The following is a 15,547-nucleotide window of genomic DNA, read 5'->3' on the forward strand; positions in this document are numbered from 1 at the left end:
AGGGCGGGGACCTCCGCAATCCAATTTCCATGTCTTCCAATTCACTTTGATATCAATCACTGGCAGAACTCAACCCAAATTTCTGCATCCGATACCGTAAAGTCTCGCGTTTTATTCCTAAGATCCGGGCTGCTGCTGACTGATTCCAACCTGTTTCTTTAAGCGTATTCAGTATCATTTCACGTTCTTGTTGAGCAAGCATCGACTCACCACCATCAGACGCTGCTGTATAGGAGGGTCGTGAATTACTGTCTCCACCAATCTCTGGCGGCAACGATCTTATTTCTATAACACCTGCATCTGCCAAAAGCATGCAGCGCTCAATCACATTTCTTAACTCACGAATATTGCCTGGCCATCGATACGCTGTCAGGGCCTCCATGACTCCTTTACCCAGGACTGGAGGGTGTAAACCCTGTCTTGCGGCGACCGACAAAAGAAAATGGTCAACAAGAGGTGCAATATCTTCGCGTCTTTCACGAAGAGGCGGAACCACGATAGGAAACACATTGAGACGATAGTAAAGATCACTTCGAAATCGACCTTTATCTACCTCTTCACGAAGATCTCGGTTGGTTGCCGCAACGATTCGTACCGCTACATCAATGCTTTGATTTCCACCAACACGGGTTATCTGCCGTTGCTCGATAACTCGCAAGAGCTTTACCTGTAAGCCTAAATCCATTTCGCCAACTTCATCAAGAAATAGCGTCCCTTCATTCGCCGATTCAAGCAGACCAATCTTCATTTCGTCAGCACCGGTGAATGCGCCTTTTTCGTGACCAAACAACTCATTTTCTAAGAGCGTTTCTGGCAAAGCCGCACAGTTGATAGCGACAAGAGAATTATCTCTCCGAGGAGACTGCTGATGTATATAGGTTGCACATACTTCTTTACCGGTTCCAGTTTCGCCCTGCAAAAGAACGGTTGCTTCTGAGGAGGCGACCTTTTGGCACATAACTAGAATGTTTGACATCTTGGCCGATTCAGCAATTGGGGCAATATCCTTACCGACAACTGACTTCCCAGTTTTACCGATGATATCTTTAGCGTCTGTCTGGCCTGCAACCGTCGCAAAATCTTGCAACTGACGACTCGCTACTGACAACTCTCGCTGCGCGGACTGAAGTGTCTGTTGCTGATTTTTATGTGTCTTAGAGAGAGACTGTAAGTCTTTGGCGTACCGAAGAAGCTGCGTATGAGCAACGTCAAGTTCCTCGCGAAGTTCAGAGCTGTCCTGGGTATCCTGATTCCCTTCTCTGGCGTGACGAATATCTCTTGCGTAGCGAATGAGCTGCGACTGAGCTAAACGCAATTGTTCACGCAAGAGTGCGATCGATTCTTCATGTTTGGAATTATCTTTAGAACTCATAATCTTCTATGAACTTTTACTAAGTAACGTTTAGAAGGCCGATCCAAGTAACTGCTCGACCGTATCTATCAACTCTAGAGGACTAAATGGCTTAACCAAATAGACCGTGACACCGGCTTCGGCACCTCGCTCCATATCAACTTTCTGACCGCGCGCCGTTAGCATGATTATTGGAATGTCTTTTCCATCGACTGTTTTTCTAAGTTCCACAACAACTTCAATACCAGTACGGCCTGGCATCATCCAATCAACAACGATTAGATCTGGCTTTTCGACAATGGCAATTTCCAACGCCTCATTGCCATCACTGGCTTCGAGGATCCGATAGCTATCACTCTCAAGGGTTGTACGAACCAGATTTCGCAGGCTCGCCTCATCGTCCACCACTAATACTGTCTTCATCTTTAAGATCTCCCACACATTTGGATTGCTGCACCATGATAGTAGCCATCGCTGGTGGGCTTCCAACTGGGGTGATCGCCAAATTTCCATCAATTCCCGATGTCGCTTTTACGCGACTCCAGGCAGAAATGCCTGAATTTGGCGGTGCAGAGCACCAAGTCACCCACAGAAGAGAGGGGGGACTGTGGGTGCTTGGTGCCTGCTGATGGCCTATGCCACCGCTCAAATAGGGGGGAGGAGAAAGAATATCTTCAATGTTTTCCGGATTTATGTGTGTCATGACCCTTGCGATTCCAATCCTCTTCGCAGTTTCATCAGAACCGAAGTATGAATCTGAGATACGCGACTTTCGGTCAATCCGAGCGTGATTCCAATTCGTTTAAGTGTCATATGCTCAAGATAGTAAAGACTCACAATCAACCTCTCGGTACGACTAAGCGCATCAAGTATCTCCCCACGAAGCTCTCCTCGAAGGAAATTTGAGTCGCCATTCTCCCCTGAGTCGCCACTGACTGCATCGATTCGAAAGAGCAACCGATCGCCTTTAGATGAAACAATATCATCGAGACTTTGGATGTGTCCTGCTTGCGAAGCACGAATACACTTGGTCACTTCTTCTTCACCTTGTCCAATGGTTTCTGCAATCTCGTCGTCACCAGGACGATAGCCATTTTCTGCCTGAAACTGATCTGCCATACGTCGTGTCTGACGACGACGAAGTCGAGCAATACGAGGCATCCAATCACTTGCTCGCATCTCGTCTAGCATCGCACCTCTTACACGCCAAGTGCAAAATGACTCAAAGCGTTTCCCTCTTTCGGGATCAAAGTTGTCAATTGCCTCCATAAGACCAAAAGTTCCCGCAATCATGAGATCATCTGAATCTAGAATCGCTTGGGCTGGCATTTTTGAAGCCATGACTCGAGACTGTGATCGCACCAGCGGCATGTAGTGCTCTACCAGTGCATTGCGATCTTTGTCATTTCGCTGCGCAAGGTATTTCGTCCATAGCTGCTCAGATTTGGCGTCTGATGCCTTTGATTTAGACAGAGTTTTATTTGCACTTACCATTATTTTCTCAGTAGTTGATTTTTCGCTATTGCTGCCTCAGATACCAATCCAAGACCCTACTCATGCCGCTTTGGGTGCGTGTAAATCTGCTGATTCCAACACCGACTGATCGAGCCGACCAGCCACATCTTGGCTGTATGAAGTCTCAGAAAGTTCTGTTTGAAGCACCTTGGCAACTGCGACTGGATCATCTGCAACTGTGGCGGCACCAATTTCTTGAGCCAAACCAGGAACGCGTGCAAAGATACCACCACCAATAACGACCGATGGCCGACTTGTGCTAGGCCAATCAGTGAGGCGACTTGTCAATGACCGGATCCAAGGCAAATCTTCAGCTGACGCACTAAAGACGACAACAGCATCGGGGGATAAGCGAGCCATTTCTGCGACAACTTCATCAGAAGATGCAATACCACGTGTAAAGAAAACGTGATATCCGTCAGCTTCAAGAAGCGTTGCAAGCAGCTCACCAGCACATTCATTTCCGTCATCAGGACCAGAAACGATCATGACTGTCTTACCACGAGCCAAGCGACGACTAAAGCCATTGCCAGCTTGATCAATCATTCCCCGAAGGGTCGACAATGCATAGTGATGTTGGAATACTGAAATTCCTTCACTCGCAGCCATCGATTCTATTCCTAACAATGCTGGCCACAAGACATCACTAATTGCCTGTCCCAAAGTTCCATATTCCGCCGTCATTCGTCTAACAGCCATTCGACCACCGTGGCGGTCCCCACTTAGTAGTTGCCCTATGAGTTGCTCGCGAGCTGGGCAAAATCGCTCTATATTTTCACACCACGTAACCATGATCGCTCCTTCCACAGACCGTTTATATTTCTTACTACACAAGATGTATATGCAATCACTGTGCCAAAACAAAAACCTCTCTGAATGAGTCTCAATTAGGTTTTTCTTAAAGCTCGCTGGTCATTGACCACCAGGCTCTTGTCCCATCTGGTGAATATTCACCAGTTAGCAGACCGGGCACGCATCAGATTCAGGCGACACTGCAAGAGTCCTTTGATTCCGGACCTGGCCTTCCTACTGATGCCCAAAACCCTTCTTTTGGTGCCAATATGACCCAGGTGATCCAAAGGAAACGACTGATTCACTAAGCAATTGTTGGCTGCCTGATAGGATGACACCCGTGCAGAGATCTACAGAAGATAACCCCCTGCAAATCAACAGCCCTTACAAGGATCCTATCCGTAACGGACTGGTCTCTTTAGTCAAACCTGCCTTGAACCGACTGCTTCGTCTCAGAACAATCAACAAGATCTACCGAAACTCGGTTTCCAACCCATCAGACCAACCCTTCAGTGCACGGGTACTTCAAGAATGCGGCATTGAAATAGATCTCTCTGATGATGCACTTAAACAAATACCAGCAACTGGCCCACTCATTATTGTTGCCAACCATCCATATGGAGGCGTCGAAGGACTGGCACTTGATGCCTTAGTCAGAAGAGTTCGCCCAGATGTAAAGTCCATTTCTAATTATCTCTTGCATGCGCTTCCACCGATGCGAGAAGATTTCCTACCAATCGATCCCTTTGGCGGACGCAATTCAGCCACACACAATCTCGCACCGCTGCGAATCGCGATGCGATGGCCTCGTGATGGACACGCCTTGATTATTTTCCCTGCTGGCGAAGTATCGCATTCGACCAGACAGAACTTCCATGTATCAGATCCACCCTGGGATCCTGGAATGGCACGACTGATTCGAAAATCCGGGGCTTCGGTGTTACCTATTTATGTACGTGGGCACAATCGAACCCGATTCCAAATCGCCGGTCTGCTACATCCCCGATTAAGAACGCTACTCTTGCCTCGCGAGTTTCTTAATCAGAGAGACTCAAGACTGCAACTTGAAATTGGCCATCTGATGTCGCCCGACCAGTTCGATCGTTTCCCTACTGACCATGATCTGATCTCTTACCTTCGCATCCGCACCTACTCCCTCCGCGGTCGAAAAGAGGACAAAGGCAAAAGTCGATCTGAGTTGCGACGTGCCAAAAAGAGAAGCCGCTCACGGCAGGCCGTGGCAAAACCCGGCAATCCCGAGCTTCTTTGCCGCGAGATAGAAGGCCTACCAAACGAATATCACTACGTCTCCAGCAACAAGTTCGATGTGTACTGTGCACCCGCGCATGCCATTCCTGAGACCATCCATGAAATTGGCCGACAACGCGAACTTGTCTTTCGCACGACCAATGCAGGAACTGGCAAAGCACTTGACCTTGATGAATTTGACGAGTCCTTCCATCATCTCTTTTTATGGAATAATGAACAAAGAGAGCTCGTTGGCGCCTACCGCCTTGGCCTCACAGATGAGATTGTGGCCAAACAGGGCCTGTCAGGCCTTTATTGCAGCACCCTTTTTCGCATCAAGCGACGACTTATTGATCAGCTGTTGCCCGCTATTGAATTAGGCCGCTCTTTCATTCGGCCTGAATATCAAAAAACACACTCTGCGCTCATGCTTCTCTGGAAGGGCATTGGTCAGTTTGTCTGCAAGCAACCAAAGTACAACCGACTTTTCGGTACCGTTACCATCACAAATGATTATCACAGTATTTCTAAACAGATCTTGATTGCGTTTTTGGAGTCAACACAATTTGTGCCGCCCATAGACAATATCTTTGAACCACGCCACCCAGTTCATTTACCACCCATACGTGACTGGGACTCTAAAGAAGCGAGCGTGATTATTCAGGATCTGGCAGATGTAGATGATTTAATTCGCGAAGTCGAAGAAGATCGCATGAGCGTACCGGTGCTCATACGCCAATACTCCAAGCTCAATGCGAAGCTCCTTGGATTCAATGTTGATCCTGACTTCGGAGATGTTGTAGATGGCCTCATGTACGTAGACCTCGCACAATCTGACCCGCGTTTTTTGACGTACTTTATGGGCCGAAAGAATGCTGCTGCATTCTTGGAATACCATAATCACAGTCAAGAAGAGAGTGCGCCTACAACGAAGTCAACTGAGTAATATTGACCACTACTCTACGTGAGCTTCTACACCGTAGATTGATGCGAGCAGCTCAACAACACCAATACGATCGGCATTAAACCACTCAAATTGGGACGGATCGATCTCATTGGCATCCACAGCAAATGCCAACTCTTCATCATCAATGCCTACTGGCGTATTAACGCCCACCCAGACATACCGATTTTCAACCACTAAAAAAAGAGGGCTTCCACGATCCTGGGGCTGCAATTTGAAATCTGTCTCGATGCAGGGCACCGCATCCATGTGCTCAGTTATCTCTTGAAGTCCCGTGACCTGCCCAAAGACATAGCTACCGTTAACTTCACCTCTTTGCATAAGAGAAACAACATCTGCACCAATCTCAATCGGTGCCTCCACACCTCTTTTGAGCGTCATGTAGGCCTCACCCTGAGAAAGCATCGGGTTATCAATTGCCAGAAGTGAAATCCCCAGGTCCCGACGAATCTCCCCAATCTGTGTCACATTAATTGACTGATGGCCAGCAAACGTCGCTTTCAAATTATATTGACCGAGGTCAGGGCTACTCCGATCCGAATCTACAAGCGCTGCTAGACCGAGACAAGTACTACTTGTAACAAGTACTAAACGTGTTTCAGATGCAGATAGCACCCCAGCCGAACATCGCCATTGGTAGTGATCATCGAATAACGGATCGACTTCGTTCCAAGAACCCTCTACTGAAACAACAGATAGAGGGAGTTCACTTATATTTAGACCAGCGACAGTAGATGAGTCAGAGTTATCTTTGGGACCATCGCATCCGACAACGCGAAGGCTTAAGCTCAATAGAAGCGATATCACAACAAATCGATATGTACTCATAACATAGTCTCATTGCCAACAAGAAGATGTTTCACTCGAAGCTACTCGGTCAAGTATAATTGCTGCTTCTGAGCACTGGTAAGAATCTTCAACAATCGTACTTCGATGCGCAGCTCCGCAACACAATACGGTAGATCGACGTCTTATTATCACCATGAAACTTCGTTCGACGTCGCTTTAACAGCCGGCTCAGTGGTGTAATACTCTAATAACCTGAACATACTAAAACAGAAGGCCTTGTAGAATCTTCACTAATCGTCTTAAAATAAAGAGAGCTGCTGCCTCTGAGCATCATTGAGAATCTTCTTAAGACTATCCGTAGTGCGCTGATCCAAATTTTTGCGCTCAAAAACCAACTGCTGCCGACTCTGCTCGTACTCCATAAATCCCTGGATACCATCATTGGCCCCAGCTGCACCCAACAATCCACCCATCGGCATTGGAGAACCTCTGCGATGAAGCTCGATCATCTCTTCACAAATAACACCATCTTTAGCATTGTACTCAGCGATCAGATCTCCGAGTTTAGAGCGCTGCTCTGATGCCAGCGATTCAAGCGACTGCGCCCTCATCATGGTTGCATATACGCCCCGCTCAAGATGCGAATAGACATGCGGAAAAGCTGTTTTTTTGTACTGCTGTAAAAAGATCTCGCGTTGGTTCGGTGGTAGTGATTGACTAATCTCTTCTACATGCCGAACATTAACCGCAGAAAGTGACTTCAACGCTGCAGTTGCATTATCAAGTAGCTTGCTTAGTTCATCTTGATTTTCCAAGAACACGGATGCCATCATCATGGGACTGGGCTCACCTTCCAACTCATCCATATTTTCAAATAAAACATCTCTTGCAAGAATGAGGAGCTCAACAATGGAATCCAGAAGATCATTCCAAGCCATTGTGACGGTAAGGCCCATCTCTTCATGATAAACCAGCAAGGGCTTTTCTAATTCTGAGCGTTCTTGATCGCTGAGATCAAGTTCTGCCAACACATCCGCCAAGTTGACTGCGAATTCAGCTGATCCGGCAAATCCCATTCCATTGAGCCGGAGACCTTCTGTCAATTTGTCTGGCAAATATAAACTGAATCCCCGGCGCAACTGAGCCTGTCGAAGCGAAAAATGCCCTGGATCGACGCCAAGCACAGTCGAAACATTCTCAAAGAAAACCTGGTCAACCAAAATCATGCCGTCAAAAGCAATTCGCCCCTCCCGAAACAGACGGCGCAATTCGTCTTCCGAAGGAATGTTGCCGCCTCGCAATGCCATGCCGATGCCGATCAAACGCCCCGCAAAAGGCATCACTTCTTTATTGCGATAGTCATCAAACTCATCGCGATAATCCGAATAGAGCCCCTGAACCAGGTCTCTTTCAATTTCCGACAATGCCATTGCCTTAATGAGTCGACCCACGTCTTGCCGAGAGATTGGCTGAGGAAGGATGGCACCGATATCACTCAGTGATGGTCCGCCTCCAGACCCTCGATTACGCGGGCTTACGTCCGCGTCTTCATAAGCACCACGCTCCGGCGCTTCCATCTCAATAGAACCTTCTATCACAATAGGCCCAGCGGAATCGTGTATATGTTCACCTTCTACCGAAATGCTTTCTGTCGCGATCATCACCTCGCCAGAACCGTCTGTTGAACCCATGACCACTACACCTGGCTCCCCAAACTGCAACGCCTCCATTTGCTGTTTGCCGAGAGTTCTAACTTTCCCTCTTTTGAAATCATCCCAGCGATCACCCAGAACCGTCTTGAGATCTACCAGCACTTGGTCGTTGTATTCATTTTGAGCTGCTCGCATCTTCCTTAGTTGATCTTGTTCCTCCGACGGCTCTGTACTACCAAACCAATCAAACTGAGATTCCGAGCCGGTCTTTTTTTCCACTCGCACCATGCGATCAATCGCAGTATTACTGGAAGCGACAAAATCACTTGCCAAGGCCTCGACCTGTGCTCTCATATCAGGCTCAAGGTCCTTCACTGCCATCGCTCTAAGAAGCTCGTCATAAACCCTATTTTCTGTTCCAATGACACCCGAGTGAGCACGGCCTACATAAATGAACCGAATACGATTCGCTGTGGGGCCAGGAATCACTTCTTGAATTCGACGAACTGCACCTTCATTAATCTCATTAATACGAGAAAAATCACTTGTGTATTCATCATGAATAGCTTGTGAAGTTTTCTGAAGCGTCGTCATAAACTGCTCAATGCTTTCTCTTGAGACGTCACCTTCAAAATCTGGCATATCGACGGTTGAAAGCACTTCTACGATCGCCTTACTAGACTCTTGACTTACCACCCACAACCTTCGAAACTGCTTTGTCAGAGAGGCTTCGTAATCAGCTAATACAGGTTCGAGAGCAAGGCGATCTGCATCTTTGATCGACACAATCCTGACTATTGAGATAAGGTCAACAGTCGATGCCATTGGCATCATCATATTGCCACTCTTTAAAATGGAACCTAATCGAACACGTTCACGTCGATGACGAACGCGCTCAATCGAACCTAACTGCTCATCAGTTAAAATGGCAACTATTGAATCAAAGAACTCGCTTTCTTGACGCGCAATTTTTTCATTGACCTTACGCTGCTTTAACTGAAATTTTTCGAACTGCTCTACATCGGGCACGGTCCCGGCAAAAGTCATCATGTCGCCCATTGCATCACTTATGTCATTCGCACGAATGTCTCTCATTGAAGCCAGATACAAGTCGTGTGGCCCCTCTAGCGAGGCACGCTGATCCGAAGACAACTCAAGAAGATCCGCATATTCCATGAGCTCTGAATGACTAATTGGATCCGGGAACATACCGAACGTGCCCTGAGCTATTGCTGGTCGAACTGAGACAAAACAGGCCAGTAACAAAGCGCTTATAACAATGTTCTTAAGCTGCATCAGAAATCTCCTAGAAGTCAACTCTCTTCGCAAGCGAATTGTCATAATAACATAGCCAACACTAACTTGTGTACGACAAGGCGCTTGCAGCTTTCATACTGTCAATAACCATTTTTTCTGATACTGAGAACGGCATATTGTGAATAGTCTCGTCAGGGGCTACAGCCCCCCGAGCAATTGCTTTCAGATCTTCGTTCGATATTTCACGAAGCCCGAGCTCTGCAAACGTAGTGGGCAATCCGACGTCTTTACAAAACCTCGTAACCTCTTGTAACAATGAATCATCAGCCTGCTGCATGACAAGTTGCGAAATAGTTCCAAAAGCAACTTTTTCACCGTGCATAAAAGAATGTGTCTGGGGCACCTTGGTTAGACCGTTATGAATTGCATGCGCTGCTGCTAAACCGCCCGACTCAAAACCAAGCCCTGAGAGAAGAGTATTTGCCTCTACAACATGTTCCAGCGCCTTCGACACTTCATTTTTTTCTATCGAAACACAAGCTGATCGACCATGCTTCATAAGCGTATCAAAGCAAAGTCGAGCCATACTGATCGCTGTTTTTAATGCAGTTCCTCCACGGGCATTCAATGCGCCAGCTTTTTCGCATGCTTCAGCTTCAAACCAAGTGGCTAATGCATCACCCATTCCTGCTACCAGATGCCGCCTTGGCGACTGTGCTATCAATTTTGTATCGACTAACACAAGATCTGGGTTACGCCCGTAAATACGATAACGATCATAGGATCCATCTGCTTTGTATAGAACAGACAACGCACTACATGGAGCATCAGAAGATGCAATAGAAGGACAACTCACAACATGCGCCGCAAGATCTGCTGCCGCAGCCCGAGCTGTATCAATGACTTTTCCTCCACCACTGCCCACAACAGTTCGAGCACCGAATTCTTGCCCTTTCGCAATCACACTCGATATCTCGCTATCAGTACATTCACCGCCAAAATGATGAATAAGGTATGGATAGTCAGCTTGGGCCAGGGAGGCCTTCCAGATATCCATGAGATGAGATGCGGCACTACGCCCAGCAACAATCAAGACTGGCCCTTCAAGGCCAAGCAACTGCATCTCCATGCCGAGGATTTCCGTCACGCCAGCCCCCTGTGTGTACCGACTAGGGCTACAGAAAATAGACTTTTGCAAGCTAGATCTCCTGAAATACTGTTCCAAATAAGAAGCCCGATCTCCCCGGACTCCATGTTAGCGAGCCTGGCGTGATATCATCTATCCACTATCAAAATCAGGCCTCCTCATTTAGAGGAGGGCATCTAAGAGGTCGTTTTTAGCGAGGACCACCATGCGATCAAAAACTATTGTTGGAATAGCTGCCGTTTCTACTGCTCTCTTCTTCTTGGGTTGCGATGACAAACAAAAAGCGCAGCTCGATAAGGCTGGTGACGATATCGGTGACAGCGCCAAACAAGTTGGCGATTCTACTACCGAAGAAGTTGACAAGGTTATAGAGCCTTCAGACAACTAGTTCAGTAATACAGTTTAACTTTAGAGGCTTGCATTCACTTGCAATCTTCTTATCCAGAGAGGTCTAGCATGCTTGCGCATGACCTTCTGTTGTTGTTCGTCGCCATTATTTCTCTGGCGTGTTTTTCGCGTGAACTCATTGGCCCCGCCAGCGTCCATGCAGGATGAGCTCGTTACTGAACAGCAAGCACTCTGAAACCCCACCAGAAAATCGGTTGGCCTTCGTGGAGTATCGGGGCTCGTATTTGTACACCGCCGACAATGACATTCGCCCTAAGGAGACCTTTCTTTTACTTCAAATGTTCATTGAGTTTGAAGCTGGTGGACAGAAAAGTCTCACGCCTATATTGACGATTCTCGTAGGAAAACAACTCACTCCACCGAAACCCTGCGACGTATCTTGGGGGCCTTATCAAGCTAAAATGCCCTCTAATTCAATCTAAACCAACACAAGAACGTTGCCAAAAAAGTCACGTACTACTTATGAGACAGCCCTTGGAACCACGCAACTAGATCATGCGTATCCAGGCTAGCGAATAGTAGTGATCGGCCCGATCGCTTTAAATGACTCCAACTGTTAACTGACCGCTCAGATAACGCTGAGCCGTTGGCCCCAATTGTGCATGGAGATTCCATTGATGCCTCTACGAATAAGTCTCTATAGCTGTGTCGCATTCGCGGCCAGCATGACTTTCTTAAACGTCTCTGCTATTTCACAAGAGCCCACCGACAATCTCATATCGAATGGAAGCTTTGAAAACGAGCTCAATGAATGGACCGTGACCGGAGCAGCAACCGTTTCTACGGAGGGATATGAAGGCGATGCGATTAGGCTGAGTCCTACAGCTTCCTCGAGCGCTCAGGCCATCCAAATCGTGAGTGGGCTCCTACCCACGACTCGTTACACGATTATTGCAAAGGTCAAAGGCACCAATAGTCTGATGCCCCCAATTATTGGTGTTCGTAACGGCCCTCAAATTGATAAGGCGATTGGCTACATGGCCATCGGAGAAGAAGGCCTTTGGACTGAGAAGCGATTTGAATTTTTTACCGATGAGAACGTGACGAGCGCAGAGATCTACTTACAGGCATACCAGAGCACACTTACAGGTGAGGTTTGGATTGATGAAGTCAAACTACTTCAAGGCCGCCAAACACCGCCGGTGCCCGATCCGGACCAAGCACCCTTCTCACAGCCACCAGTGATTACCGATGCACCGACTCTTGGCGACGAACTGATCAGCAATAGCACTTTTACAGATCCTGATGTGCTTCCTTGGGTTCTAGGTCTCAATGCACAAGTCGTCACCACGGATGGCGCACCCGCACTTCGTTTAATCTCAACCCAAGATACTTCAAGAACAAGTCAATCGTTAGGCGTGGCTTTGGCCCCCCAGACCACTTATACGATTACTGCAGAGGCTCGAGTTGATTCAGGCGTTATCGCAAGCATGTATTTTACTTCGAGCGGCAGCACCAGTGCATCAGTGCCAATTAGTAGCCCAAATTGGTCAACGATTGAGTTAACGTTTTCGACAAGTGACTCTTATGTAGAAGGTGGAAAACTCACCCTTGAAAACTGGAAGAACCAGCCTGGCGCCGCGTACTTTCGAAACGTACAAATGCCTGCCACCGGAGAAGAATGGACACCAACAACACATGCAACGCCTGAGCCAATAACAAAGCCACTTATTGAAGATTTTTCTTCTGGTGAACTGTCTATTGAAGATTGGCTTGTTTCAGAAAAAGGCTGGGGTGGCGATAACGGTGGTGTCACTCCCAAGAATGTGTCACTTGTCGATGATGTTGATTTAGGGATACCAATAAAAGCATTGCGACTTGCTGCAAACGGCGATCATTACACGGGCCCGATTACGCATAATGGACGAAGTACCCGAGTCGGATCAGCCATTGCAACGCGCCAATATTTCGCTTCTGGACGCTACGAAGTACGTGCGCGGGTTGCCCCAGAAATCGGTGTATGCACCGCCTTCTGGCCATTTCATTACATTGATTACTACCCGAGTCAGGCCGGATATTGGCATGAGCCAAACCCGCGGCGTAACACTGAAATTGACTGGGAATTCCCAACCGATCTACAGGGTGGAGACAGCGATGCTGATGCGTTTGGACTCAATCCTGTTGAAATTGCTTATACCAATGCAAGAACAAATAGCTGGGGCGGGCAATTTGGCGGCGAAGGCGGTGAACACAAGGGCCGCCGAGTTCTACGGAATGCACAGGGAGATATTGTCGATGTTGCGCAGGACAGTACTGATGGCCTTTACCACACATACACCATTGAGTGGCATAGTGGCACAGATTTAGGAGACGGCGGCGATACCCGAGATCCTAAAGACATTGGATACGTTCGCTGGTACTTCGACGATGTCCTGATCGATGAACTCACCGACGTATCGTTCGGCCAAGGAAACGTACCCTTTCGCGCTGCAAGATTTTGGCTAGGCGTCTGGTTTCCTGCTTCTGGCTACGCCGATCATGTTGGCTGGGCCGGCTCACCGAACTTCGATAGCACTGCTCTTTATATTGCCTCCATCAAAATTACTCCTTTCTTAGATTCACGAGATGCATGGGAGCCCGAAACAGTACCTAATCTTGCATGGGCTTCCCCAGATGCCTATCCCGATCCAATTGATCCAATCGACTCACCATGCCGCTGTGACTTCGACCTAAGCGGTGACGTTGGTTTTGCAGACTTCAGTTACCTTCTCGTGGTCTGGGGCACGGAAGACCCCAAGGCCGATCTTGATAACAGTGGCTCTGTAGATTTAGCCGACTTCTCGATCTTCCTCCTGGCATTTGGCCAGTCCTGCTGAAGATGGCCACAATTCAATAGATCCCCCGCCCTCAAGGGCGGCCTACTTGACGTAGGCACCCGTAGGCAGTGAAATCGACGTGAAAGACGATGATTTAACGAGCTTGCGAACCATCAATAGCAAATCGCCAGGAGAACCTCACCGTGCTGAAGCAACTACTTTTAATCTGCACCCTACTCGGCTGCCTGCTCGCGATTGGAGGATGTGATGATACAGACATTGGGTCTATTGAAATTACATTGAAAAATGACGGGTCTGGCGAGATTACAGTGGTTCGAGTGATGAGCTCTTCGCCATCGTCGACACAACCAGATGTCGAAGGTGTTGATTGGAATTCAAGTGCTGCCTTAGTTGTAACCAATGGGCACTTTGATCAAGTGTCTTCCTTACATCTTGGAGAGATCAAATTCCAAATGGCTCAGTCTGGATTTCTGCGAGTCGAGTTACCTCGTGGTTCAAATGTAAAATGGCCGAGTCTGCTAACGGCTTTTGATGCAAAAGACCAAGAAGCACTCAACCATAGCGCGAAAAAAACCAGTATTGGAACGCTCTCTATGAAGTCCGTTAAGGTTGTCTTGACGCTTCCAAGTACACCTATTAGCAGTGGTGTTGCGGAGTCAGAAGTTCTTGGCATCAGCCCGACCATTAAAAAGACCAGCGCTTCACTAACAATACCACTTGATCTCATTCGAAATGACGGCCATCCGATCGTGTGGGATATCACGTGGTAAACCTCCAACACAGCCCCTTCAAAAATCGTGACTTAAAACAAGGTACGGGCCTGAATGGTTAATTCGGAGACAAGACCCGAGTCTTCAGAGAAGGCGACCACTGCGCAGCAACCCACATCGCTGACTGGAACGATTCTACAGATCGCAAAGGAAGCAGGACCAGCCAGCATTCTTGCCGTGCTCTGGGTCATCCTTCCTGCAACCGCTGGATTTTGGCTGCTCTTTGCCTTGTCACCAGTCTCCAGTTTTCTTGATTCACTGGGCCCAGCGGGGTTCATTCTCTTTATCTTGGTCTTTATGCTCACCTCGGGCATTGGACTCTTACCAACATATGCTCAAGCGGTACTTGCTGGTTGGATTTGGGGTATCACCTGGGGCTCACTTGGATCGATAGCGGGCTTTACCGGCGGGGCCATTATCGGCTACGGCATCAGCCGACTCGTCGCCAGACGGCGTATTGATACCCTTATCGAGAGATACCCAAAAGCGAGGGTAATACGAAAGGCCCTCATTGGTCGCGGAAACTGGCGTACCTTTGGGCTTGTCACACTCTTAAGAATTCCGCCAAATGCACCTTTTGCCGTGAGCAACCTCGTCATGTCATCATGTGGGGTTCGACTCGTACCCTATGTGTGTGGCACAATTCTGGGTATGCTTCCCCGCTCAGTTGTCTTTGTGACCTTCGCGGCACTCGCCTCTCAGGCAACAACCTCTTCAACTGGTGAAGAAGTCCGTGACATCCAAGATTTTATTAAGAGTGGCCCCGGCCTGGGCGTCTTTTTAGTCGGAGCAGCTGTCTTGATTATCTCACTACTCATCATTGCCCGGATTTCACAACGAGCGCTTGAACATGTGGTGGAACAAGGAGAAACATAGA

Annotated in this window: 13 protein-coding genes; 6 read left to right on the plus strand and 7 right to left on the minus strand. The window is 48.0% G+C overall.

From position 1 onward, the window contains the following. Window positions 1–52: 52 nt before the first annotated feature. Window positions 53–1,372, minus strand: coding sequence for a sigma-54 dependent transcriptional regulator (locus P8J86_00190; GenBank protein MDG2053103.1), 1,320 nt, complete (start codon window positions 1,370–1,372; stop codon window positions 53–55). 30 nt (window positions 1,373–1,402) lie between these two features. Then, window positions 1,403–1,774 (minus strand): response regulator, encoded by a 372-nt coding sequence (locus P8J86_00195; GenBank protein ID MDG2053104.1) that lies wholly within the window; start codon window positions 1,772–1,774, stop codon window positions 1,403–1,405. A gap of 35 nt (window positions 1,775–1,809) precedes the next feature. Here P8J86_00195 and P8J86_00200 point away from each other — a divergent pair, with 35 nt between their 5' ends. Then, the gene (locus P8J86_00200; protein ID MDG2053105.1) at window positions 1,810–1,980 is read left to right on the plus strand and encodes a hypothetical protein; all 171 of its coding nucleotides are present in this window, start codon (window positions 1,810–1,812) and stop codon (window positions 1,978–1,980) included. Between the two features lie 70 nt (window positions 1,981–2,050). Here the strand turns inward: P8J86_00200 and P8J86_00205 are convergent, their stop codons facing one another. Both P8J86_00205 and P8J86_00210 read right to left on the minus strand, forming a co-directional pair. After that, entirely contained in the window at window positions 2,051–2,845 is a 795-nt protein-coding gene (locus P8J86_00205; protein MDG2053106.1) for a FliA/WhiG family RNA polymerase sigma factor, read from the minus strand. Between the two features lie 60 nt (window positions 2,846–2,905). Then, window positions 2,906–3,658: a hypothetical protein gene (locus P8J86_00210; GenBank protein MDG2053107.1), complete on the minus strand. Its 753-nt coding sequence runs from the start codon at window positions 3,656–3,658 to the stop codon at window positions 2,906–2,908. 340 nt (window positions 3,659–3,998) lie between these two features. Between P8J86_00210 and P8J86_00215 the strand changes: the two genes are divergently transcribed. Continuing rightward, window positions 3,999–5,852: a GNAT family N-acyltransferase gene (locus tag P8J86_00215; GenBank protein MDG2053108.1), complete on the plus strand. Its 1,854-nt coding sequence runs from the start codon at window positions 3,999–4,001 to the stop codon at window positions 5,850–5,852. Between the two features lie 9 nt (window positions 5,853–5,861). Here the strand turns inward: P8J86_00215 and P8J86_00220 are convergent, their stop codons facing one another. The 3 genes from P8J86_00220 to P8J86_00230 form a co-directional block, all read right to left on the minus strand. After that, a complete protein-coding gene (locus P8J86_00220) occupies window positions 5,862–6,698 on the minus strand; it encodes a hypothetical protein (protein ID MDG2053109.1) in 837 nt (278 codons plus the stop codon). Between the two features lie 260 nt (window positions 6,699–6,958). Continuing rightward, complete coding sequence (locus P8J86_00225) at window positions 6,959–9,607, minus strand: hypothetical protein (GenBank protein MDG2053110.1); 2,649 nt, start codon at window positions 9,605–9,607, stop codon at window positions 6,959–6,961. A 61-nt stretch (window positions 9,608–9,668) separates the two neighbouring features. Next, complete coding sequence (locus P8J86_00230; protein MDG2053111.1) at window positions 9,669–10,766, minus strand: glycerol dehydrogenase; 1,098 nt, start codon at window positions 10,764–10,766, stop codon at window positions 9,669–9,671. Window positions 10,767–10,920: 154 nt separating this feature from the next. On the opposite strand from P8J86_00230, the gene P8J86_00235 reads away from it, so the two are divergent. From P8J86_00235 to P8J86_00250, 4 genes are all read left to right on the plus strand, one after another. After that, window positions 10,921–11,103: a hypothetical protein gene (locus P8J86_00235; GenBank protein ID MDG2053112.1), complete on the plus strand. Its 183-nt coding sequence runs from the start codon at window positions 10,921–10,923 to the stop codon at window positions 11,101–11,103. A gap of 637 nt (window positions 11,104–11,740) precedes the next feature. Then, window positions 11,741–13,939, plus strand: a complete 2,199-nt coding sequence (locus tag P8J86_00240) for a carbohydrate binding domain-containing protein (GenBank protein MDG2053113.1) — start codon at window positions 11,741–11,743, stop codon at window positions 13,937–13,939. 143 nt (window positions 13,940–14,082) lie between these two features. Continuing rightward, window positions 14,083–14,670, plus strand: a complete 588-nt coding sequence (locus tag P8J86_00245; GenBank protein ID MDG2053114.1) for a hypothetical protein — start codon at window positions 14,083–14,085, stop codon at window positions 14,668–14,670. 54 nt (window positions 14,671–14,724) lie between these two features. Beyond that, window positions 14,725–15,546 (plus strand): VTT domain-containing protein, encoded by an 822-nt coding sequence (locus P8J86_00250; protein ID MDG2053115.1) that lies wholly within the window; start codon window positions 14,725–14,727, stop codon window positions 15,544–15,546. Window position 15,547 lies beyond the last annotated feature (1 nt).

The sequence above is a fragment of the Phycisphaerales bacterium genome (assembly GCA_029268515.1).
Classification (GTDB): Bacteria; Planctomycetota; Phycisphaerae; order Phycisphaerales; family SM1A02; genus JAQWNP01.